Here is a 20,919-nt window from a genome sequence, read left to right on the forward strand (position 1 = left end):
CGAAACGACATGGCCGTCGGTCCAGCATGGGTCCAATTCCGCGTTTATATCACAATGAAATATAATCATGACCACAGTGTCTTCGCGTCGCCGGAGGTTGCCCGGTAACGTCGGTCCCCGCATCGTCAACTACTTCTCCCGTCCGAATCTTGTTTCGTTCCACTGCCCTTCGCTGGCTTTCCAGCTTCATTCCCGCACCGGTCGCCGTGAAATGGCAGGAGCGCGCTCGCTCGTGCCTGGGCGCGCTGCTCGGCATCGCGTTCACGGGCGGCTCGATGTATCTGCTGCTGGGGCCGGCCGCCAACATTCCGCTGCTGGTCGCGCCCATGGGCGCCTCCGCCGTGCTGCTGTTCGCCGTGCCTGCGAGCCCGCTTGCGCAACCGTGGTCGATCGTCGGCGGCAATCTCGTGTCGGCGACGATCGGCGTGACCTGCGCCCACCTCATCGCGGACCCGACTCTCGCGGCCGCGCTGGCGGTCGCGCTGTCGATCTGCGGGATGTTCGCGCTGCGCTGCGTGCACCCGCCTTCGGGCGCCGTTGCATTGACCGCCGTGCTCGGCGGCCCGGCGATCCATGCGCTCGGCTACCGGTTCGTGCTGGAACCGATTGCGATCCAGTCGGCCGCGTTGCTGGCCGCGGCGCTCGCCTATCACGCGGCCACCGGCCACCGCTACCCGCACGCGGGACGGCAGAATCGCAGCGCTCCCGCCGACGATGCATCGCGCGGCAGCTTCACGCGCGCGGATCTCGACGCCGTTCTGCAGCGCCGCGGCGAAATGCTGGACATCGATCCCGACGATCTCGAATCGCTGCTGCGCGAGACGCAACTGCAGGCGTTCTCGCGCAGCTTCAACGAACTGAGTTGTGAAGACATCATGTCCCGCCAGGTGGTGACGGTGTCCGCGACCACTCGCGCGACGACCGCGTGGGGCCTGTTGAAACGCCACAACGTGAAAGCGCTCCCCGTGATCGACGCCGACCGCCAGTTGATCGGCATCGTGACGCGCGCCGATCTCGTCGATAAACGCGTATTCAGCAAGTTCGCGCCGCTCACCGCGCAGATCGACGGCTGGCTGCGTGGCGATGCCCGGCGCCCGCCGAGCGTCGGCAACGTGATGAGCACCGAGCTCTGCACCATCGACGCCAACGCGCCGATCACCGACCTCGTGCCAATGTTCGCCAACCACGGCCACCACCATATTCCGGTGCTCGATGCCAGCGGGCACCTGATCGGAATGATCACGCAGGTGGACCTGATTTCCGGGCTCTACCGGCAGACCATGCTCAAGGCTCAACAGAGCGCGTAGCGGCACGCTAAATACATCACTATGTGATATATTTACGGTTTTCCTCGCATTGACAGGCCCAACATGAAAGTCCGGACTCGTGGACTGACCAAGCCCGACTTCGAGCAGTTGTCGGAGTTTCGCTATCAGATGCGGCGCTTCGAGCGATTCTCGGAACAGGCCGCTCAAGGCGAGGGCATCACGCCGCTGCAGTATCTGTTACTGCTGCATATCAAGGGCTATCCGGAGCGCGACTGGGCGACCGTCGGCGAACTCGCGGAGCGGCTGCAGTCCCAGCATCACGGCGTCGTCGCGCTGGTGTCGCGCTGCGAGGCGCTCAACCTGGTGCGTCGCCAGATCAGCGAAACCGATCGCCGCCAGGTGGAAGTGCACCTTGAAAAAGCCGGCGAACGCGTGCTGGCGCGACTCGCGGAATTGCACCGCGCCGAACTGAAATCGCTCGAAGGCGCTTTCCAGATTCCACAGATCGACCTCGACTGATCATGAGCATGGATTCCCATAAGCGCGACTTCTCGGCCAACGCACGACTGCCCGGCATATTTGCCCTGGCTGCGTGCATCGGCGTGGTCAGCACGCTTGCCGCCTTCGTGCTGCTGAACCTGATTCATCTGTTCACCAATCTGTTCTTCTTCGGCACGCTGTCGTTCGCCGAACGCTCGCCTGCGGAAAACACGCTTGGCTTGTGGGTCATCGGCGTGCCGGTGATCGGCGGTCTGATCGTCGGGCTGATGGCGCGCTATGGGTCCGAGAAAATCCGCGGGCACGGCATTCCCGAGGCGATCGAAGCGATCCTGTTCGGCAAGAGCAGGATGTCGCCGAAGGTGGCGGTGCTCAAACCGCTGTCGTCGGGCATCGTGATCGGCAGCGGCGGACCGTTCGGCGCGGAAGGTCCGATCATCATGACGGGCGGCGCGCTCGGCTCGCTGATCGCGCAGTGCGTGAAGGTCACGTCGGCGGAACGCAAGACGCTGCTGGTGGCGGGCGCCGCGGCCGGCATGACCGCGGTCTTCGGCACGCCCGTGGCCGCCGTGCTGCTCGCGGTCGAACTGCTGCTGTTCGAATGGCGGCCGCGCAGCTTCCTGCCGGTGGCGGTGGCCTGCGCGGTCGCCGGTTTCGCGCGCGCGCTCTTTTTCGGCACCGGCCCGCTGTTCCCGCTCGAAACCGCCGCTCCCGATGGCTGGTCACTGTTGTCCTGCGTGATTGCCGGACTGTTGTCGGGCGCGCTGGCTTCCGGCCTTTCCGCGGCGCTCTACAAGACCGAGGACCTGTTCGGCAAACTGCCCATCCACTGGATGTGGTGGCCCGCGCTCGGCGGGCTCGTGGTCGGCATCGGCGGATGGTTCGAACCGCGTGCGCTCGGCGTCGGTTACGACGTGATCGGCGATCTGCTGCATCAGCACATCGCGTTGCAGATCGCACTCGCGCTGCTGGCCGTGAAGGCCGTGATGTGGGTGGTCGCGCTCGGCTCCGGCACCTCGGGCGGTGTGCTCGCGCCGCTGCTGATGCTCGGCGCCGGGCTCGGCGCGGTGCTGTCGCACTGGCTGCCGGGTAACCAGCCGGCGCTGTGGCCGCTCGTCTGCATGGCCGCCACGCTCGGCGCGACGCTTGGTGCGCCGTTGACCGCGATCGTGTTCGCGTTCGGTCTCACGCATGACAGCAACGCGCTGCTGCCGCTTCTGACGGCGACGCTGATCGCGCACGGCTTTTCGACGGTGGTGATGCGTCGGTCGATCATGACCGAGAAGATCGCGCGCCGCGGTTATCACATCTATCGCGAGTACGGCGTCGATCCGCTGGAGCGTCACTACGTCGACGAGGTGATGACGGCGGCGGTCGAATCGATCGATGCCGGCATCACGGTCGGCGACGCGCTGCGGACGTTTTTCGGTGTCGATCAGGTACGCCGCGCGTATCCGGTCGTTCGCGACGGCATGGTGATGGGTGTGGTCGAGCGGGCGTTGCTGGACCGCTTCTGTGGCAAAGACGGCGAAGTCGGAGCGAGGCGTGCGATGAAACTCGCCGACGTGTTCGGCGAAACGGCCCCGGCCTTTGCGTTGCCGTCGGAAACCTGCCGGCTCGTCGCGACGCGATTGGCCGTGCACAATCTCGAACGCTTGCCGGTGGTGGCCGACCGTAAGAGCATGCGCCTCATCGGCATCGTGTCGCGCAGCGATCTGGTCAAGCCCTCGCTCAGCCACTTCGACGAAGAGCACAAGCGGGAGCGTTTCCGTCGGTTGACGCCGTTGCTCGGCAAGCGGCGTTTTGCGCCGGTTCGCAAAGCGGGCTGAAACGGCGCTTGAGGATCGTCGATACGGTTTCGCTGTCAGCGACGGGAGCCCTGTATCTTCACGCGGCGGTTACGGGCTCCGCTGACCGTCACTGTTCAAGCCAACTTGCGCGTCACTCCTCAGTGCGCGCAAGCCGGCGATGCGAATTTACCCGCCCGTCTTCGGCAACCAGGTGAGCGGGTCGACCGGTTGGCCGTTGTAGCGGACTTCGAACTGGATCGACGCGACACCGCGGCTATCCACCCCGACCTCGCCGATGGTCTGCCCTTGCGCGACCGCGTCGCCTTCCTTGACGAGCAGCGTGCTGTTCTGACCGTATGCGGTGATCAGCGAGTCGTCGTGTTTGATGATGATGAGCGGACCATAAGCCTCGATACCGGAGCCGGCGTAGACGACGCGGCCGGTCGCGGCTGCCTTGACCGGATCGCCCGGACGCCCACCGATCACGATGCCGTTCGACTTGCCTTGTGCGAACGCTTTCAGCACCGGGCCGCGCAACGGCCATTGCAGCACGCCTTGCTGCGGACCGGCGGCTGTGCCGGGCGCACCCGGCACGCCGGGCGTGGCGGCGCCGGGCGCGTTCGGCGTCACGCCGACCGGCGGCGTCACCACGCTGCCAGAGGTCATCGGCGGAGATACGCGCAGCACCTGGCCCGGCGTGACCGGCGAGTTGACCGCGAGGCCATTCCACGCGGCGATTTCCTGCGGCTTGCGGCCGTACGCGGACGCGATGCCGCCGATCGTATCGCCCGCGTTGACCCGGTAGAAACCGGCGGGAACCGGGACCGTGCTGAGGGTGGTTGGGGTGGACGGCGCGCTGCTGTAGAACGGCGTGCTCTCCCACGGCATCGTCGTACAGCCGCTGAACATCGTGCCGAGCGCGGCCACTGCCAGCCAGCGCGTCCCCGCCAATTGCCATTGTCTTGTCATGTGATTTTCCTCGACACCAGTTTCAATCGGATTCAAATCGATGCCCAAGCATTTGCCGTGCCGCCCGCGCATCGCGGCTGGCGCGGCGATGGCTTTCCATTATGCGGCTATGCGCGCGAGCGCCGGTGTGGGCATGGCCTCAAAGCCGCTCAGGTTTCTTCAGACGCTGCCCTGTGCTTCGACCACCAGCACGCGCGCCGCGCCGATAGGATGAGCGACATGCTCGGTGCCTACCGACGCGTAAAACACATCACCCGTTTCCAGAATCGCCGTCTGCTCGACGCCGTTCTCGCGATAGCGCATCTCGACGCGACCATCGAGCACGGCGAACACTTCCTCGCCGTCGTTGACATGCCATTTGTACGGCTGATCGGTCCAGTGCAGACGCGTCGTGATGCCGCCCATGTTGGCAATGTCGAGCGCACCCCACGGACGCGTCGCGGTAAAGCTCTTGCTGCGAATGATCTTCATGGTCGAAGGGCAGTTTGGAAAACGGGGCCGCCGGGCGCTTTTGGGTTGCGTCTGCCGAGACCGCACAGGCAGGTGCAGCGGGCTTCCGGCTGGCCCCATTATAGGTTCTGACGGCGCGTGTGCCTGCCGGAACACGGCCGCGCGGCCGATTCGTGTGATTATTGAAACCTTCGAGGCCTCGCCTATACTCAGTCAAGCTGCGCGGAACGCACCTCACGACAACGTTGGACCCTGCGAGGAGTTGAGGATGAACAAAGCCACCTTTCTGGCCGTGCAACTCAACGTCGACGACGTTGCGGCGTCGCCCGGTCTGGTCGAGTTGCTGAACACGCACCTCGTTTTCGCCGCCGATGTGGCCGAAGCCGCCGACGCCCTGGTGCAACTGGCCAGCATCGCGGGGCTGTCGAGCGGTGTCGAGGCCAGCGTCGAAATTCCCGCTGTGGCGATCGAGCGGCTGCGCGAGGCGCTCGACAATCTGAGCGGTTACGACGAATCCTGGCTGCTCGCACTCGAACCGAGCCGCGCGCTCTTCGATGAAATCGGCCGGCGGCCTCGCACTTTGCATTAGCGCACGCACTAGCGCCGTAAACGACAAAACGCCATCCGGCAAACCGGATGGCGTTTTTTATTGCTCGCCGTCCTGTCGATCGGGCGGCGCCTTCATCAGCTTCGACTCAACTTAGTTGCCGAAGTAGACCGAGTTACGGTCGGTGTTGCTCACCGGACGGCCGGCTTGCGAGCTGCCGGCAATCGGAGCGCCGTAGCCGCTGTTCGCAGCTTGAGCGGTGCCGTTTTGCGCATCGACGCGGGCTTGCGCCGCCTGGATGTTCGCCGGGTAAGCGAAATGGTCGCTGACGGGATCGTAGCCGGCCTTTTCGAGCTGGACCAGTTCAGCGCGCACTTGAGCGCGCGTAACCGGCTGATTCGATTGAGCAAACGATGCGACCGGAGCAACCAGAGCGGCGGCGACGACAACTGCAGAGATCAGGGTCTTCATGATTAAACCTCCATAACTTGTTTTGTAGCGCACTTTGGGCTGTTTTCCCGTAGCGCTTAAGAACAAGTTTAAGAGGGTCGTCGTTAAGGGTAAACACCTAAAATGACGAAACTCTGTTTCTGCTTTTGCAACAGTAGGTCCTAGAGACCCCCGTTATGCGAGACGAATCGCAGATTTAAACAATAATCCCCTGCCGCCGATTTCACATCACACGACACCGCCGCCCGCCGCGCCTTTCCACGAAAGACGCGGCAGGTCGCGGTCCAAACGCTCAGCTCCAGTTCGCGTGGAAGCTGCCCGGCTTGTCGGTACGCTCGAACGTATGCGCGCCGAAGAAGTCGCGCTGCGCCTGCACCAGGTTCGCCGGCAGGCGTTCCGAGCGGTAAGCGTCGAAGTACGCCACCGCCGACGCAAACGCCGGCACCGGCACGCCCGCATTGATCGCGGCCACCACCACCTCGCGCAACGCCGACTGGTAGTTCTTCGCGATGTCCCGGAAGTACGGATCGAGCAGCAGGTTCGCGATCGCCTTGTCCTTCGTATAGGCGTCCGTGATCTTTTGCAGGAAGCGGGCGCGGATGATACAGCCGGCGCGGAAAATCTTCGCGATCGTGCCAAAGTCCAGATCCCACTTGTACTCTTCCGACGCCGCGCGCAATTGCGCGAAGCCCTGCGCGTACGAAATCACCTTGCTGAAGTACAGCGCGCGGCGCACCGCTTCGATGAACTCCTCGCGCTTGCCGCCTTCGAGCGGCTTGGCCTGCGGCCCTTCGAGCACCTTGCTTGCGGCCACCCGCTGATCCTTCAGCGACGACAGCACGCGCGCGAACACGGCTTCCGTAATCAGCGGCAGCGGCGCGCCGAGGTCGAGCGCGTTCTGGCTGGTCCACTTGCCGGTGCCCTTTTGCGCGGCGCGGTCGAGAATCACGTCGACCAGATCCTTGCCGGTTTCCTCGTCCTTCTTGCCGAAGATCTTCGACGTGATTTCGATCAGGTAGCTGTCGAGCTCGCCCTGGTTCCACTCGGTGTAGACCTTGCCCAGCTCTTCGTTCGACAAACCGACGACCTGCTTGAGCACCGCATAACTTTCGGCGATCAGTTGCATGTCGCCGTATTCGATACCGTTGTGCACCATCTTCACGAAGTGGCCCGCGCCGTCCGGTCCCATGTACGCGACGCACGGCTCGCCGTCCGGCGCCTTGGCGGCGATTTCGGTGAGGATCGGGGCAACGAGGTCGTAGGCTTCGCGCTGGCCGCCCGGCATGATCGACGGGCCTTTCAACGCGCCTTCCTCGCCGCCCGACACGCCCGTGCCGATGAAATGCAGACCGGCCTTGGCCAGTTCCTGATTGCGGCGGATGGTGTCGGTGAAATGGGTATTGCCGCCGTCGATCAGAATGTCGCCCTTATCGAGCAGCGGCTTGAGCGACGCGATGGTGGCGTCGGTGCCCTCGCCCGCCTTGACCATCAGCAGAATGCGGCGCGGCTTTTCCAGCGACTCCACGAAGTCTTCCAGCGTGAAAGCCGGCACCAGCTTCTTGTCCGGATATTCGGCGATGAGTTCGTCGGTTTTCTCGCGGCTACGGTTGTACACCGACACCGCGTGGCCGCGGCTCTCGATGTTGAGCGCCAGATTGCGGCCCATGACCGCCAGCCCCACCACGCCGATTGCCTGTTTGCCCATGTGAATTCTCCAGAGTCCAAAAATGTCGTGACGTCGCGCCAGAAAAAGGTCGGCGGGACATCGAGGGTGAAAGGATAAAAGAAATGCGCGCTTGCCGCTCGTTGGCGGGCAACGGGCGGCGCGGTCTACTGCATGCGGGCGGACCGGCGCCACTTCGTGAAGCACATCGTGCGTCGCCCCATGCGCTGCTTCCAAAGCTGTTTCACGAACCGCCTCACGAGCCGTTTCATGAACCGCTTCATGCGCGCCGCGACTTCGCGGCGACTCACGAAGCAAGCCGGTCCGCGTTTGTCAAACTGCGTTCATCAGACCCGCACCGTGCCCGATCGTTTCCTGAACACCAGGCTGAAATTGTTGGCCGGCATCGCGATCGGCTCGTCGCATACCAATCCGACCGACGCGCCCAGTTCGACCACCGCCTCCATATCGCGCACGCCCCACTCGGGGTCGCGGCTGCGCAACTGCTGATCGAACGCGTCGTTGCTCGGCGCCGTCTGCGTGCCGCCGCGTTTGTACGGACCGTACAGATACAGTACACCGCCATCGACGAGACGGCGGCTCGCGCCCGCGAACAGCGCCTCGGCCGCGCTCCACGGCGAGATGTGAATCATGTTGATACAGACCACCGCGTCGAGCGAGTCCACGCCCCAATCCGGCTGATGCACGTCGAGAACGAGCGGCGCGCGCACGTTCGCCAGGCCCTCGTGAGCGATCCAGGCGGCAATCGACGCGCGCGCGTCGGCATCGGCGTCGCTCGGCTGCCAGTCGAGTCCCGGCAGCGCGGCGGCGAAGTACATCGCGTGCTGGCCGGTGCCGCTCGCGATTTCGAGCACGCGGCCGGTGGCCGGCAACGTATCGCGCAGCACGGCGAGAATCGGCTCGCGATTGCGCTCCGCGGAAGGCGAACGTTGCCGCAACGCCGGATGGGATTCAGTCATGGTTAGCCTGGGTGTGGCTTATGGGTCAGTACAGGGTCGTGCGCACGCGCTCGGCGAGTTCACGGTCGTAGGCGGCGGCGTCGAAGTCCGCGCCGTTCAGCCGCCGATGAATCTCGCCCGCGCTCGGCAGCCGCGAACGTTCGACGTGCCGCGCCGGATCCCACAGTTTCGAACGCGCCAGCGCTTTCGAGCAATGAAAGTACACCGAGTCGACGTCGATCAGCACCACGGTGCGCGGCAGTTTACCTTCGACGGCGAAACTGTCCAGCCATTCGGGGTCGGCGGAATCCGTCCGCGGCCATTCACGCGCAACGTTTCGCCGACGCCGGGAATGATGAACAGCAGCGCGAGACGCGGCTCGGCGATGATGTTGCGCAGACTGTCGAGGCGATTGTTGCCGATCCGGTCGGGCAACGCGAGCGTCCGTTCGTCGACGACCCGCACGAAACCGGGCGCGTCGCCGCGCGGCGAGCAGTCGAGTCCGTCCGGGCCGGCGGTGGCCAGCACGACGAACGGCGCGACCTCGATGAACGCACGATAGTCTTCGTTGACGTGCGCGATTTCCTTGCGCAGCGCGCGCTCGTGCGGCTGACCGTAGAGGGCTTCGAGCTGTTCGATCGTGGTCAACATCGCGGTTCCTTTTTTCGCTGCGGGTGTATTGGTCGAGCCACGGGGCTGTGCGCGCACGCCCCTCAGTCCAGCACCAGGCGTCCGGCGAGCGCGCTCAGCGTATCCGCGCACGGCGCCGCTATCTTCAACGACAACAACGGATCGGCGCGCGTGCGCCCCAGGTTGATCGCGGCGATCGGCTTGCCCTTTTGCTGCGCCCACACGCAGAAACGGTAGCCGGAATAGACCATCAGCGACGAGCCGACCACCAGTACCGCGTCCGCCGCGTCGAGCGCGTCCGAGGCCGCTTCGACCCGCTCCTTCGGCACGCTTTCGCCGAAGAACACCACCGCGGGCTTCAGCAGGCCGCCGCAATTCGGACAGGCGGGAATGCGAAAGCCGCCCAGATCGTGCCACTCGAGATGCGCATCGCCATCGGCGGCGGTTTCGGCGGTCACATCGAGCAACGCGGGATTGTGCGCTTCCAGGGTCTGCTGGATCGACGCGCGCGCGTGCTGCGTCCCGCAGTCGAGACACGTCACGCCGTCGATGCCGCCGTGCAGCTCGATCACCGCGCGGCTGCCGGCGCGCTGATGCAAGCCGTCGACGTTCTGCGTCACCAGCGTCGGCACATGGCCGGCCGTCTCGAGCCGGGCCAGCGCGGTATGCGCGGCGTTCGGCTGCGCGTGCGCGACCACCGGCCAGCCGACCATGCTGCGCGCCCAATAGCGCTGACGCATCGCGAGCGTGCCGAGAAACTCCTGCAACGTGATCGGCGGCGAGCGCTTCCATGCGCCGTTGTCGTCACGATAGCCGGGGATGCCCGAGTCGGTGCTGATGCCCGCGCCGGTCAGCACGAATAGACGCGGATAACGCTGCACGAAGCGATGCAGGTCATCCAGCGTGTGCGATTCATGCAAAGGTTCGAGAGGCGCGGACTGAAGATCGGTCATGACGGAGAGCACGGTGAAGGACTGGGGCTGGACGTGAAACCCGCGCGCGGTTCAACGACGCGCGCGCGGCCTGTTCTGCCGCGTGGGCGCCGCGTGCCGTGCCTGCCGCTCCTGCCATTCGGCAAGCGCGCTCCGATAGCGCTCGAGCGCCGCGTCGTAGAGATCGAAAACGCAGGGATTGCAGCCGCTATGACAACAGTCGTCGAGATCGGGCTGCACGGGCGGTTGCGGCTGCGGGTCGTCGCTGGATGTGGCTCGGGGCACGGCAAAAACGCGTTTCGTAAGAGCAGGAAGCGCCCAGTATAAGTTGATCACCCGCGGCGCGCTGCCGCTCATGCGGCGGTCATGCGCCGCTCAGCCCCGGCCGACGAACGGCATCTTGCTCGCCATGATGGTCATGAACTGCACGTTCGCCGACAGCGGCAATCCGGCCATGTGCAGCACGGCATCGGCGACGTGCCGCACGTCCATCAGCGGTTCGATCGCGATTTCGCCGTTGGCTTGCCGCACGCCGCGCGCCATCCGCGCGGCCATTTCCGTTTCGGCATTGCCGATGTCGATCTGCCCGCACACGATGTCGTATGGCCGGCCGTCGAGCGATACCGCTTTCGTGAGGCCAGTGATAGCGTGCTTGGTGGCTGTGTAAGCGATGCTGTTCGGCCGCGGCGCATGCGCGGAAATCGAACCGTTGTTGATAATGCGGCCGCCGCGCGGGCTCTGCGTTTTCATCAGGCCGAAGGCCGCCCGCGTGCACAGGAACACGCCGGTGAGATTTGTGTCGACCACGGAGCGCCATTCGTCGATATCGAGTTGATCGATATCGACGGGCGAGCCGTTGCGGCCCGCGTTGTTGAACAGCACGTCGAGACGGCCGTGCCGCTCGCGGATCGTGTCGAACAGCGCGGCGACGCTGGCGGCATCGGTCACGTCGCACGCGACGGCCAGCGCGTCGCCGCTCAGGTGTTGCGCTTCCTGTGCAACGGCGTCGAGCGCTGCCTGGCGACGCCCGGCCAGTACCACGCTATAGCTGTGTTCCAGCAGTTTGAGCGCGCAAGCGCGTCCGATTCCGCTGCCTGCGCCAGTGATCAGCGCGACTTTTTTCGTTGCTGCTTCGGTCATGTTCGTCTCCCTATGTCTGCCCGCGACCATACCACCACCAACACCTCAACGCGCACCGCGCCCGTCTTTCACACCCCTTTCATTTGCAACCATTCCTGACCGCTCACCCGCCGACACGCGCATCAATGGTATCTTTCGCGGCTGCGCGTGACGCGCGGGATTCACGGCCTTCCCGGACGGAAGAAGGCAGACAGGAAGCACGCTTTGATGAACCTATTCTCCACAACGACGCCGCATGGCGCCCAGTCCGCGCCGCCGCGCCGCTGGCCGCAAACCGGCTATCCCGCGATGCTCATCGCCACCGCTGCATGGCACGTCGCCGTGCTGGCCGGCTGGCTGCTCGCGCCCGCCGCGTGGCCCTGGTGGCTGGCCGCGATCTTCGTGAACCACGCCATTTTCACGGTGACCGGATTGCTGCCGCGCACTTCGCTGCTGGGTCCGAACTGGACGCGCCTGCCCGCCGGTGCGCGCAACGCGGACGCGATCGCGCTGACCATCGACGACGGCCCCGACCCGCTCGTCACGCCGCAAGTGCTCGATCTGCTCGACGCACTCCACGTGCGCGCCACCTTCTTCTGCATCGGGGCGAACGTGCAGCGCTATCCGGCGCTCGCCCGCGAGATCGTCGCGCGAGGCCATGCGCTCGAAAATCATTCGCAGGTCCACGTGCACACGTTTTCGGTGACCTTGCCGGGCGCGCTCACGCGTGAGATCGACGCCGCGCAACGTACGCTCGAACAGGTGAGCGGCGAGCGGCCGATGTTCTTCCGTGCGCCCGCAGGCCTGCGCAATATCTTTCTCGAACCGGTGCTGCGCAAGCTCGACTTGCGGCTTGCGGCATGGACGCGGCGCGGCTACGACACGCGCGAGCGCGATCCTGATGTAGTCGAGCGACGGTTGCTCGACGGCCTCGCGGCGCGCGACATTCTGCTGTTGCACGACGGCAATGCCGCGCTCACGGTCGACGGCGAGCCGCTGATTCTCGCGGTGCTGCCGCGTGTGATCGAAGCGGCTCGTCAGCGGCAGTTGCGCTTCGTTACGTTGCGGGAAGCGCGGATCGATTCGTGATGCAAGCGGGCGTCGATCACGAATCGCGATCCGCCGCCCACGCCCCCTCACACCCGAAAGTCCGCCGCCATATCCTCATCCGTCCGCGCGTGCAGTTCCCCACTCCTGCAAGCCTTCAGGAACACTTCATAATCGCGTTCGACCTGGTCCGCGTAGCTGGTCGCATAGCCGGTCAGCGCTTCCGCAAACTGATCGCCGCGGCCGATATACGCGCTGACCTCGATCGCCTGGCCGCTCGCCTTCGCATGCGCGCGCGCCATGATCCAGCCGCATAGCCGCGCATAGCCGTCCAGCAGATCGTTGTCGAACAGCTCGATGTTCGCGGACAGCTTCATGTCGCGCAGTTGGCGAAAATAGAACTGCCGCCCAAGCGGACCCGTCGCCCAGCCGAGGAAGATGTCGCTCGTGGCCTGCAGCATGCGCTGCCCCTGCACGACACGTTCGCCTTCGTGCGCGAACGGCGGCGACTTGTGAAAGCGCGCGATCACCGACGGCCGCGCTTCCTTGAGTTGCACGAACAGCGGCTTGCCCATGTGATCGACCAGCAGCACCACCATGCAACGCGTGCCGACGCTGCCGACGCCCACCACTTTGAACACGATGTCCTGCACGGTGAAATGATCGAGCAGTTCACGCCGATCATGCGACATCGTCTTCAGGTACTCGCCCCACATGCGTTCGAGCAGCTTGCGCCAGTTGGCGCCGCGGTACATCTCGGTTTCTTCCGGCGTGAACAGCGTGTTCGCGCCGAGCACGTGAAAGAGCGCCGGCGGTGCATCGCGAATGGTCCAGTGCTCGCCGTCGTGCACGGCCATTTTTTCCAGCAGGCTCTCGTGCGTCCGGCTCGCCGCCTTCTCCATGCCGCGCCGCACGGTACGCCGGCGCTCGGGCGTCAGCGCGGTTTCGGCCATGCGGTCGAACGTGATGCGGTCGTACCAGAGTTCGAGCGCACCGCATTGCGCGTACTGCGCCATGCGATCCCGATACTCGCGCACCGCCGTCATCACCAGGCTTTCAGCGGTGCCGCGACTCAGGCGCATATGGCGCGCGGCCACCACGAGGCTCGCGGTCAGGCGCTTCAGATCCCATTCGAATGGACCGACCGACACTTCGTCGAAGTCGTTCAGATCGAACACGAGTTGCCGCTCGGGCGTCGCGAAGCCGCCGAAGTTCATCAGGTGGCCGTCGCCGCAGATCGGCATGGTCAGGCCGCTGTCGTGAACCTTGCTGAGATCGTGAGCCTGCAGGATCGCGGTGCCGCGAAAAAACGTGAACGGTGACGCAGCCATGCGCCCATAGCGCAGAGGCACGAGATTCTCGACCCGGCCCTCGCTGCTTTGCTTCAGCAGTTCAATCGGGTTGCGATGCAGTTCGCCTACCGCGCGATGGCTCGAACGCTTCGAATGTTCACGGGCGGCACGGCCACGGGCCTCCCGTTCGGCGATGGTGCTGGCTTTCATGCTCTTCTCCGTTTCTGGCGAGTCTTGACTGGCGATTCCAGAGACTGCTTTTTACTGGCACGGCAAAGCGGAACATCAAGGGACGCGAGGCGTCGTCGATCGGTGTCCTGCGCGGACATCGCGCCGAACTTCGCATCGCGATCATAACGGCTCACGACAGGCGATCGGTAAAAATGTTGCCCTCGCCATTTCCCGCATGGACCACCGCATTCGATTCGGGTTACTACCCGCCGTGGGCGACGATCGGGGTCACCGTGATGGCTGCATCGATCACACAACGGGCGGGCAAAATTACCGGGGCGCACTCACCAAACTAACTATCTGGTGAATTTCTTATGTTTGATCGATCCCTGCACTTCAGCTACCGCGAATCCAGCCGTTTACCCATTCATACAGAACTTTTATGACGCACGAATAGCCCTTGAAATAGGGCACGTTCTGAACGGACGCGCGTCGCGCAAGAAAAACGGGAGAGAGTATGTTTGTCGCAATCGGCTGGGTCGTAGTCATCGCTTCCGTGATCGGGAGCTTCATCGGTGTGGGGGGCCATTTGCCGGCCCTCGTTCAGCCGTTCGAACTACTGTGTATTTTCGGTGCGGCGATCGGCGCGTTCGTCGTCAGCAATCCGACTTCGACGTTGAAGAAAACCCTCAAGGCGATTCCGTCGTGCTTCAAGAGCGGCGGCTACACGAAGGAAAAATATCTCGAACTGATCGCGCTACTCTACGAGTTGCTGCAGAAGGCGCGCAAGGAAGGGATGATGTCGCTCGAGTCCGACGTCGCCGCACCCGAGGAAAGCGTGATTTTCCAGAAGTACTCGCACGTTCTGAAGGATCACCATCTGCTCGATTTCATCGTCGACTACTTGCGCATGATGTCGGGCGGCAATGTCAACGTGCTGGAAGTGCAGGACCTGATGGACGAGGAACTCGCGACGCACCACGCGGAAGCGTCGGTTGCCGCCAACGCGATCCAGAAGATGGCCGACGGCCTGCCCGCGTTCGGCATCGTCGCGGCGGTGATGGGCGTGGTGCACACGATGGGTTCGGTCGGCGCGCCGCCCGCCGTGCTCGGCGAGATGATCGCCGGCGCGCTGGTCGGCACCTTCCTTGGCATTCTGCTCGCGTACGGCTTCATCGGCCCGGTGGCGGATCTGCTCAACGCCAAGGGCCGCGCCGAAGCCAAACCGTATCAGTGCGTGAAGGCCGTGCTGCTCGCGTCGCTGTCCGGCTACGCGCCGCCGATCGCCGTCGAGTTCGGTCGCAAGGTGCTCTTCACCGCCGACCGTCCGAGCTTCCAGGAACTCGACGACGCCGTGCGCGCCACCAGAATGCCGAAGTCGGCCTGACGCGGAGCGGCATGATGAGCGAAAGAAGATCGCGCGCGTCACAGGACGAGACGCCGCCCGCACCCATGATCGTGCGCCGCTCGAAGAAAGGCGACGATCATGGCGGCCATCACGGCGGCGCATGGAAAATCGCGTACGCCGATTTCGTCACCGCGATGATGGCGTTCTTCCTGTTGATGTGGCTGCTCGGCTCGACATCAAAATACGACAAGCAGGGCATCGAGGATTACTTCAACACGCCGCTGTCGAGCCTGCTCGGCGGCAACGAGGGCACGGCCGCCGCGCGACCGAGCGTCGTGCAAGGCGGCGGCCGCGACATCTCCGATACGCGGCCCGGCGTCGGCACGAGGAGCCAGGCCGAACCGACGCCGCCGCGTGCCGCGACGCCCGCCGTCACGCCCGCGGACGCGGAGCGTTTGCAGCAGTTGAAGGCGAAGCTCACCGCGCTGATCGAGCAGAGTCCCGCGTTGAAGGCATTCAAGGATCAGATCCGCATCTCGATCACGAACGAAGGACTGCGTATCGAGATCGTCGATTCGCAGAACCGGCCGATGTTCGCCTCCGGCAGTCCAAAGCTGCAACCCTACGCGGTGACGATCCTCACGCAGATCGGCGCGGCGCTGAACGACGTCGAGAATCGCATTTCGATTGCGGGCCATACGGATGCGGTGCCGTACACGGCCGGCCCCGAAGGCTATTCGAACTGGGAGTTGTCGTCCGAACGCGCGAACGCGGCGCGCCGCGCGCTGGTGGCGGGCGGAATGCATGGCGAAAAACTGCTGCAGGTGCGCGGTCTCGCGGACGTGTTGCCGCTCAACAGCCACGTCGCCGACGAGCCGACCAATCGGCGCATCAGTATTCTCGTACTGAACAAGGCCGCGGAGCAGGCGTTCTTCCACGATGGCGGCCGAACCACGCTCGACGAAAATGCGCCCGCGAGTTCCGCTATCCCCAACGTGATCGGACACTTGCGGCCGGTGAGCAAGTCGCGCGGCGCGTCATAGTTTTTTCTGCGCCACTGCAAGGCGCAAAGTGTGTGGTTAAAATCGTGCGCATGCGCCCTATCCCTTCCCAGCAGCACGAACCCGAGCTGCCGCTGCATACGCCCAGCGTTTCGTCGGTGACGTTGGCGGCGACGATCGCCGTGATCAGTTGGCTCGCACTCGTCGCGCAAGCCAATGTCACGATCGATCGCACGCTCGCGCGCGGGCTGACCGTGCTCGACGGCCTGGCCCGCATGAGCAGCTATCTCACCAATCTGACCGTGCTGGCCTGCGCGATCTGTTTCACGTGCGTGGCGCTGCGCAAACATCGCTCGCCGCTTGTGCGGTTTTTCCGGCAGCCCACCGTCGTGACGGCGGTGGTTGTGTACATGGTGTTCGTCGGGATCGCGTATAACCTGCTGTTGCGCGGCTGGTGGTCGCCCGCGCCGCTCAGGCGGGTGCTCACCGAATCGCTGCACAGTGTGCTGCCGATGCTGGCCGCGCTCTACTGGGTGCTGTTCGTGCCGCGTTTTCATGTGAGCTTGCGCCACTGTCTGCTGTGGCTGATCTATCCGTTGACGTATCTCGGCGTCACGTTCTGGCGCGGCAGTCTGTCGGACTTCTATCCCTACCCTTTCATCAATGTCGACGAACTCGGCGTCAGGCATGTGATGGTCAATGCCGCGCTGCTGTTCGGCGGCTTTCTGATGTTGATGGCGGTGTTCGTCGGCATCAATTTCCGGCGCCGGCGCTGACGCTTCCGTCCCGCTCCCTGTTCGTTTTCAGTGCGGGCGCGCTTTTTGCGCGCTGTGTGGTGGACGCAAGCTGCTCGCGACTCGGGGCGGCCTGCGCGACCCTTGTGTGTGACGGCGTTGCAAACGCGCCGCGCTCGCACGTAAATATGACAACGGGAGCACATTCGTATGGACACCAATTCAGCAGAAGGCGCAGTCAAGGAAGTGGCGGGTAAGGTTCAGGGTGCGGTCGGCGATGTTCTCGGCGATACCGGCACGCAACTGGCCGGCAAAGCCAAGGAACTGAGCGGCAAGGCTCAGCAACTGTGCGCGAGCACGACCAGTCTGGTTCGCGACACCACGGCCGAAAGCCCCTTCACCACCATTGCGGTGGTCGCTCTTGCCGGGTTTGTCGCCGGTGCGATCTGGTCGCATGGCGCGGCGGGTCGCGACTATCGCCGGTAGTCGATAAGCGTGGCAGGTTGGTTGACGGGCGATCCGCTGGCCGGGGTCGCCCGGTTCGCGTTACCACGCGACCACGCGTCGTCACTCACTACCCGTTCTTCTTTTTCCGTCCCGCACCCATCTCCAGTTCCACCCATGTCGGCGCGTGATCGCTCGCATGCGGTTCGCCGCGCACCCAGCGGTCGACGCCCGCATCGCGCAAACGCGGCGCGAGGTCGGCGCTCAACAGCAGGTGGTCGATCCTCAAGCCCGAGTTCGTCTCCCAGTGACGGCGGAAGTAGTCCCAAAACGTGTAAACCCGTTCGTCGCCGAAATGCGTTCGCAGCGCATCGGTCCAGCCTTGCGCCAGCAGGCGCCGATAACGCTCGCGGCTCTCCGGCTGCAACAGCGCGTCCTTCAGCCACGAACGGGGGTTATAGATATCCTCGTCGGTGGGCACGACGTTGAAGTCGCCCGCGAGCACCACGGGATGACCGCTCCTGAAGAGCTTCGCCGCATGCGCGAGCAGATGATCGAACCATGCGAGCTTGTAGTCGAACTTGGGCCCCGGCTGCGGATTGCCGTTCGGCAGATAGAGACAGGCGACCAGCACGCCGCCGACTGCCGCTTCCAGATAACGGCTATGCGTGTCGTCCTCGAAACCAGGCAAACCCCTACGGCTCTCCAGCGGCGCCTCGCCCTTCGACAGAATCGCCACGCCGTTCCACGCGCTCTGGCCTTGCCAGATGGCGCCGTAACCCGCATCGCGTAACTGCTCGACGGGAAACGCGCTGTCCACCGCCTTGAGTTCCTGCAGGCACACGATGTCGGGCGCTTCGCGCTCCAGCCATTGCAGCAGCGCCGGCAAGCGCGACCGGATGCCGTTGATGTTGAACGTCGCAATTCGAAGCTTCGCCACGGTCCGCTCTCCCTGGGTCGGTTCTGGTCGGGCCTCTTCTCCCTGTCACGCGCTTCGTTCCGCTGCGCCATCGCACCATTCGATCGCCCACGACCTCGCGCACGCAATGGCGTCGGCTTCGTTCGCGAACGAATCGATGTCGCCCGAATCGTGCGATTGAAAATGCTCGTGTTTTTGCGGCACGCGCGTGATTTTCGCTCTCGCGTAGTAGACGCCCTCGTCCGCATGGCGTGCGCGGCAATCGATGTGGAAATGCCTGTAATCGAACTGCATGGACTCTCCTGTGAGCGCGCTTCATCCAGTCAACGGTAGCATCGGCTGTACCTGGCCGGAGGCAACAAAGCCCGGCATAACGCGCGGGCGCAGCGGCGCGCATGCCTGCCCAGGTTCAGCAGCCATACGCGCCCGCCACCGCTCCCTCCGCTCAATCCGGCACGTTCACCGCACCGCCGCCCGCCGTGATCGCATTGGCGCCAGGACTCGCCGCAATCGCCGGCAAATTCGCGGCGCTCAACGCAGGCGCGGCACCCGGCTCGCCGCCACGCGGTGTCGTGTGAATCACCTGCGACGGCGGCAGCGGCGTGCCGCTCTTCAGATGACTCCACATCAGATTGAGCGCCTGCAGGTTGTAGTAGTGCAGCGGCACGAAGCGCGTATCGAAACCGGCCACGCTGAGAAACGCGTCGAAGTGCTGCGCGTTCGTCACTTCGTAAAACGACAGCTTGCTCGCGCTGCCCTCGGTCAGTTGATTCATCCCCAGGTACGGCCGCGACGCATGATTGATCGGCACCAGCGCATCCGCGCGGCCTTGCACGATGATCGTGGGCTTGCCATGCAGATTCGCGTTCACGCGGATCGCGTCGACGCTGCCGGTCAGCGCGCCGTTGGTCCACTGCGCGCGCAGACACGCGGCCCCCGCATAGCTCGCGTTGGCGGTTGCCAACCGGTGATCCACCGCGCCTGACGCGCCCGCGTTATAGACGAGATTGATGCCGTTGGTCGGCGGCACGCCGTTGCCGTTGCCGAATACCGTGAGCATCGGCGACACCGCCGGTGTCACGCCCGCGGCACCGGCCGCGCTGGTGGTGCCGAAGCTGAAGTTGCAGAGGTTGTCGGCGACACTGGCGCGCGCGTACGCATTCGCATACGTCAAGGCAACGGCGGGCACGGCCTGCGAGTCCCACATCGGCGCTTGCAGCAGGTCCGAGTCGGTCTGGTAGCCGTTCTGATGCAGCAACGCGAGCGCGTTGACCGCCTGGGTCGTCAGGTCCGTTCCCGCGATCACGCCGCTCGCCGCAAGCGACGCGCAGCGCGCGGTGCGAATCGCCGTGGTGGTTGCGAGCGGCAACGTGGTCAGATACGGCGCGCCGGTCGCGGCGGGCGCGAGCGCGGCGCACGGCTGCAACATATTCGCGAGCGTCATGTAGTCGGCGAGCGGCTTGCCGAATGCGCCGACCGGCACGCCGCCCTGCGCCACCGACACCTGCGTGGCAAGCCGCAAGTTGATCTGCGGCTCGCCGACCACCACCGCCGTGATCAGCCCCGACGTGTCCTGTTCCGCCGCCGCGAGCGACGCGCCGCCGCCGTTGCTCACCGACGCCGCGATCGTCGTGATGCTGCCGCTCTTATAGCGCACGGTGCGGGTCGAGCCGTTCAACGAGCCGTATGAATCGTTGAGCGCCCAGTATGCGAACTGGATCGCCTGTAGCGTGTTCTTGCCCCAGTCCTGCTCCGGATTCTGTTGCGAGTGCGCGTGCTTGAACGCATAGCGATTGGGGAACTGCGCGTTGAACGATGCGAGCGCGCCGCCGCTCAGGTTCGCCGTGAAGAGACTCGCCTTGCCGGCGGCGGACGCATCCTGCAACGTGCCGTCGATCAGCGTGACGCGATTGGTCGACAGTTCGTGCGCGCCGTTGCCGCTGCCCTTGTCGGTGTAGGCCACCGCGCAGCCGCGCTTGAGGCCCCACTCGCCGGCCGCGGAAATCGCGCCGTACACGCCGCGCGAACCCGACGAGGTCGCCGTGACGATGCACGGCTGATCCGCGTTGAAGCTCGCCGGAATCTGCACCAGCATGCTGACGTTCTGCGCGCCGGTGCCGTCGTCGGCGAACGCAAGGTACTCCTTACCCGCGATCTTGCCCTCGCCCAGCGTGTCGTTGCCGTTCAGATCGACATTGGGTCCCCAGAAGCGTCCATACCCGCCGCTCGCGCTCATGTCGACGAGCGCGCGATAGTTCGACCAGATCGCGACGCGCCGCAATTCGGCGGCGGTGGGTTGCGCGGGGTTCGCGATGGCCGGCGCGGTGGCCAACGCGAGACCGGTCTTGCCGAGGCCCGCAGTAAGCAGATCGTCGGTGTTGCCGTCATAGGACTGCGTGGTCACCGCGCTTTTGATGAAGCTTGGCAGCACGTTGCTCGATGGTGCAGGTGGAGCGTTGTCGTCGTCGCCATGGCACGCTGTCAGTGCGATTGATGCAGCCATCACGATGCCCACGGTACGCATCGGCGACGCAATGCGCGATGCCGGCCAGAGTCTGATCGTTGAAGTCATCTTTGCTGTCTCCGTCATTTTCTAATACCGTTGTATTTGCAACGGCACCGAAATTGCTGCGTCTGATTCGTTTGAACGCGACGCTTCGGATACCGACGCATCGCTAGCCTGCATTG

General features: G+C 64.6%; 22 protein-coding genes and 1 pseudogene. 10 read left to right on the plus strand and 13 right to left on the minus strand.

The annotated features are described in order from the left end of the window. Positions 1-149: 149 nt before the first annotated feature. The 3 genes from BGI01S_RS26470 to BGI01S_RS26480 all read left to right on the plus strand — a co-directional run bounded on the left by BGI01S_RS26470 (position 150) and on the right by BGI01S_RS26480 (position 3,595). Positions 150-1,307: an HPP family protein gene (locus BGI01S_RS26470; protein WP_174447450.1), complete on the plus strand. Its 1,158-nt coding sequence runs from the start codon at positions 150-152 to the stop codon at positions 1,305-1,307. A 63-nt stretch (positions 1,308-1,370) separates the two neighbouring features. Continuing rightward, entirely contained in the window at positions 1,371-1,787 is a 417-nt protein-coding gene (locus BGI01S_RS26475) for a MarR family winged helix-turn-helix transcriptional regulator (RefSeq protein ID WP_042329297.1), read from the plus strand. 2 nt (positions 1,788-1,789) lie between these two features. Then, entirely contained in the window at positions 1,790-3,595 is a 1,806-nt protein-coding gene (locus tag BGI01S_RS26480; protein ID WP_042329300.1) for a chloride channel protein, read from the plus strand. Between the two features lie 147 nt (positions 3,596-3,742). On the opposite strand, the gene BGI01S_RS26485 is transcribed toward BGI01S_RS26480, so the two are convergent. Together BGI01S_RS26485 and BGI01S_RS26490 are read right to left on the minus strand one after the other, a co-directional pair. After that, positions 3,743-4,525 (minus strand): peptidoglycan DD-metalloendopeptidase family protein, encoded by a 783-nt coding sequence (locus tag BGI01S_RS26485; RefSeq protein WP_042329412.1) that lies wholly within the window; start codon positions 4,523-4,525, stop codon positions 3,743-3,745. 159 nt (positions 4,526-4,684) lie between these two features. Continuing rightward, positions 4,685-4,996 carry a cupin domain-containing protein gene (locus tag BGI01S_RS26490; protein WP_042329302.1) on the minus strand — a complete coding sequence of 104 codons (312 nt, stop codon included), beginning with the start codon at positions 4,994-4,996 and terminating at the stop codon, positions 4,685-4,687. 247 nt (positions 4,997-5,243) lie between these two features. Here BGI01S_RS26490 and BGI01S_RS26495 point away from each other — a divergent pair, with 247 nt between their 5' ends. After that, positions 5,244-5,564, plus strand: coding sequence for a hypothetical protein (locus BGI01S_RS26495; protein ID WP_042329304.1), 321 nt, complete (start codon positions 5,244-5,246; stop codon positions 5,562-5,564). Between the two features lie 111 nt (positions 5,565-5,675). On the opposite strand, the gene BGI01S_RS26500 is transcribed toward BGI01S_RS26495, so the two are convergent. From BGI01S_RS26500 to BGI01S_RS26530, 7 genes and pseudogenes are all read right to left on the minus strand, one after another. Then, positions 5,676-5,993, minus strand: coding sequence for a DUF4148 domain-containing protein (locus BGI01S_RS26500; protein ID WP_042329306.1), 318 nt, complete (start codon positions 5,991-5,993; stop codon positions 5,676-5,678). Between the two features lie 271 nt (positions 5,994-6,264). After that, on the minus strand, positions 6,265-7,677 hold the full coding sequence (gndA, locus tag BGI01S_RS26505) for an NADP-dependent phosphogluconate dehydrogenase (RefSeq protein WP_042329308.1): 1,413 nt from the start codon (positions 7,675-7,677) through the stop codon (positions 6,265-6,267). A gap of 305 nt (positions 7,678-7,982) precedes the next feature. Next, entirely contained in the window at positions 7,983-8,615 is a 633-nt protein-coding gene (locus tag BGI01S_RS26510; protein WP_042329310.1) for a DUF938 domain-containing protein, read from the minus strand. A gap of 25 nt (positions 8,616-8,640) precedes the next feature. Then, positions 8,641-9,245: pseudogene (locus tag BGI01S_RS26515) on the minus strand (pyridoxamine 5'-phosphate oxidase family protein). Positions 9,246-9,307: 62 nt separating this feature from the next. Beyond that, the gene (locus BGI01S_RS26520; protein ID WP_042329413.1) at positions 9,308-10,177 is read right to left on the minus strand and encodes an NAD-dependent protein deacetylase; all 870 of its coding nucleotides are present in this window, start codon (positions 10,175-10,177) and stop codon (positions 9,308-9,310) included. Positions 10,178-10,228: 51 nt separating this feature from the next. Next, positions 10,229-10,513, minus strand: a complete 285-nt coding sequence (locus tag BGI01S_RS26525; protein WP_084585507.1) for an oxidoreductase-like domain-containing protein — start codon at positions 10,511-10,513, stop codon at positions 10,229-10,231. Positions 10,514-10,531: 18 nt separating this feature from the next. Beyond that, positions 10,532-11,296, minus strand: a complete 765-nt coding sequence (locus tag BGI01S_RS26530) for an SDR family oxidoreductase (RefSeq protein WP_042329311.1) — start codon at positions 11,294-11,296, stop codon at positions 10,532-10,534. A 207-nt stretch (positions 11,297-11,503) separates the two neighbouring features. Between BGI01S_RS26530 and BGI01S_RS26535 the strand changes: the two genes are divergently transcribed. Beyond that, the gene (locus tag BGI01S_RS26535) at positions 11,504-12,364 is read left to right on the plus strand and encodes a polysaccharide deacetylase family protein (RefSeq protein WP_042329312.1); all 861 of its coding nucleotides are present in this window, start codon (positions 11,504-11,506) and stop codon (positions 12,362-12,364) included. Between the two features lie 47 nt (positions 12,365-12,411). Here the strand turns inward: BGI01S_RS26535 and BGI01S_RS26540 are convergent, their stop codons facing one another. After that, a complete protein-coding gene (locus BGI01S_RS26540) occupies positions 12,412-13,824 on the minus strand; it encodes a DUF2252 domain-containing protein (protein ID WP_042329313.1) in 1,413 nt (470 codons plus the stop codon). Between the two features lie 478 nt (positions 13,825-14,302). On the opposite strand from BGI01S_RS26540, the gene motA reads away from it, so the two are divergent. The 4 genes from motA to BGI01S_RS26560 all read left to right on the plus strand — a co-directional run bounded on the left by motA (position 14,303) and on the right by BGI01S_RS26560 (position 17,354). Then, positions 14,303-15,172 (plus strand): flagellar motor stator protein MotA, encoded by an 870-nt coding sequence (gene motA / locus BGI01S_RS26545; protein WP_042329314.1) that lies wholly within the window; start codon positions 14,303-14,305, stop codon positions 15,170-15,172. Positions 15,173-15,186: 14 nt separating this feature from the next. Further along, positions 15,187-16,176, plus strand: coding sequence for a flagellar motor protein MotB (gene motB / locus BGI01S_RS26550; protein ID WP_042329415.1), 990 nt, complete (start codon positions 15,187-15,189; stop codon positions 16,174-16,176). Between the two features lie 50 nt (positions 16,177-16,226). After that, the gene (locus tag BGI01S_RS26555) at positions 16,227-16,910 is read left to right on the plus strand and encodes a Pr6Pr family membrane protein (RefSeq protein ID WP_042329315.1); all 684 of its coding nucleotides are present in this window, start codon (positions 16,227-16,229) and stop codon (positions 16,908-16,910) included. A 168-nt stretch (positions 16,911-17,078) separates the two neighbouring features. Beyond that, positions 17,079-17,354, plus strand: a complete 276-nt coding sequence (locus BGI01S_RS26560) for a CsbD family protein (RefSeq protein ID WP_042329316.1) — start codon at positions 17,079-17,081, stop codon at positions 17,352-17,354. A gap of 88 nt (positions 17,355-17,442) precedes the next feature. Here BGI01S_RS26560 and BGI01S_RS26565 read toward each other — a convergent pair whose 3' ends face one another. The 3 genes from BGI01S_RS26565 to BGI01S_RS26575 form a co-directional block, all read right to left on the minus strand. Beyond that, positions 17,443-18,252 (minus strand): exodeoxyribonuclease III, encoded by an 810-nt coding sequence (locus BGI01S_RS26565; RefSeq protein ID WP_042329317.1) that lies wholly within the window; start codon positions 18,250-18,252, stop codon positions 17,443-17,445. Positions 18,253-18,297: 45 nt separating this feature from the next. Further along, a complete protein-coding gene (locus BGI01S_RS26570; RefSeq protein ID WP_042329318.1) occupies positions 18,298-18,525 on the minus strand; it encodes a hypothetical protein in 228 nt (75 codons plus the stop codon). Positions 18,526-18,676: 151 nt separating this feature from the next. Continuing rightward, positions 18,677-20,722 carry a D-(-)-3-hydroxybutyrate oligomer hydrolase gene (locus BGI01S_RS26575; RefSeq protein ID WP_255219784.1) on the minus strand — a complete coding sequence of 682 codons (2,046 nt, stop codon included), beginning with the start codon at positions 20,720-20,722 and terminating at the stop codon, positions 18,677-18,679. Between BGI01S_RS26575 and BGI01S_RS31220 the strand changes: the two genes are divergently transcribed. Next, complete coding sequence (locus BGI01S_RS31220; protein WP_255219785.1) at positions 20,628-20,828, plus strand: hypothetical protein; 201 nt, start codon at positions 20,628-20,630, stop codon at positions 20,826-20,828. The two genes, BGI01S_RS26575 and BGI01S_RS31220, sit on opposite strands and share 95 nt — an antisense overlap. The last annotated feature ends 91 nt before the right edge of the window (positions 20,829-20,919 follow it).

The organism is Paraburkholderia ginsengisoli NBRC 100965, assembly GCF_000739735.1.
In the GTDB taxonomy this organism is placed as follows: domain Bacteria; phylum Pseudomonadota; class Gammaproteobacteria; order Burkholderiales; family Burkholderiaceae; genus Paraburkholderia; species Paraburkholderia ginsengisoli.

Bases quoted from the DNA above. Each gene is read 5' to 3' on its own strand.
- BGI01S_RS26475 (WP_042329297.1), top strand. From the start codon at position 1,371: ATGAAAGTCCGGACTCGTGGACTGACCAAGCCCGACTTCGAGCAGTTG.
- BGI01S_RS26480 (WP_042329300.1), top strand. From the start codon at position 1,790: ATGAGCATGGATTCCCATAAGCGCGACTTCTCGGCCAACGCACGACTG.
- BGI01S_RS26485 (WP_042329412.1), bottom strand. From the start codon at position 4,525: ATGACAAGACAATGGCAATTGGCGGGGACGCGCTGGCTGGCAGTGGCC.
- BGI01S_RS26490 (WP_042329302.1), bottom strand. From the start codon at position 4,996: ATGAAGATCATTCGCAGCAAGAGCTTTACCGCGACGCGTCCGTGGGGT.
- BGI01S_RS26495 (WP_042329304.1), top strand. From the start codon at position 5,244: ATGAACAAAGCCACCTTTCTGGCCGTGCAACTCAACGTCGACGACGTT.
- BGI01S_RS26500 (WP_042329306.1), bottom strand. From the start codon at position 5,993: ATGAAGACCCTGATCTCTGCAGTTGTCGTCGCCGCCGCTCTGGTTGCT.
- gndA (WP_042329308.1), bottom strand. From the start codon at position 7,677: ATGGGCAAACAGGCAATCGGCGTGGTGGGGCTGGCGGTCATGGGCCGC.
- BGI01S_RS26510 (WP_042329310.1), bottom strand. From the start codon at position 8,615: ATGACTGAATCCCATCCGGCGTTGCGGCAACGTTCGCCTTCCGCGGAG.
- BGI01S_RS26520 (WP_042329413.1), bottom strand. From the start codon at position 10,177: ATGACCGATCTTCAGTCCGCGCCTCTCGAACCTTTGCATGAATCGCAC.
- BGI01S_RS26525 (WP_084585507.1), bottom strand. From the start codon at position 10,513: ATGAGCGGCAGCGCGCCGCGGGTGATCAACTTATACTGGGCGCTTCCT.
- BGI01S_RS26530 (WP_042329311.1), bottom strand. From the start codon at position 11,296: ATGACCGAAGCAGCAACGAAAAAAGTCGCGCTGATCACTGGCGCAGGC.
- BGI01S_RS26535 (WP_042329312.1), top strand. From the start codon at position 11,504: ATGAACCTATTCTCCACAACGACGCCGCATGGCGCCCAGTCCGCGCCG.
- BGI01S_RS26540 (WP_042329313.1), bottom strand. From the start codon at position 13,824: ATGAAAGCCAGCACCATCGCCGAACGGGAGGCCCGTGGCCGTGCCGCC.
- motA (WP_042329314.1), top strand. From the start codon at position 14,303: ATGTTTGTCGCAATCGGCTGGGTCGTAGTCATCGCTTCCGTGATCGGG.
- motB (WP_042329415.1), top strand. From the start codon at position 15,187: ATGAGCGAAAGAAGATCGCGCGCGTCACAGGACGAGACGCCGCCCGCA.
- BGI01S_RS26555 (WP_042329315.1), top strand. From the start codon at position 16,227: ATGCGCCCTATCCCTTCCCAGCAGCACGAACCCGAGCTGCCGCTGCAT.
- BGI01S_RS26560 (WP_042329316.1), top strand. From the start codon at position 17,079: ATGGACACCAATTCAGCAGAAGGCGCAGTCAAGGAAGTGGCGGGTAAG.
- BGI01S_RS26570 (WP_042329318.1), bottom strand. From the start codon at position 18,525: ATGCAGTTCGATTACAGGCATTTCCACATCGATTGCCGCGCACGCCAT.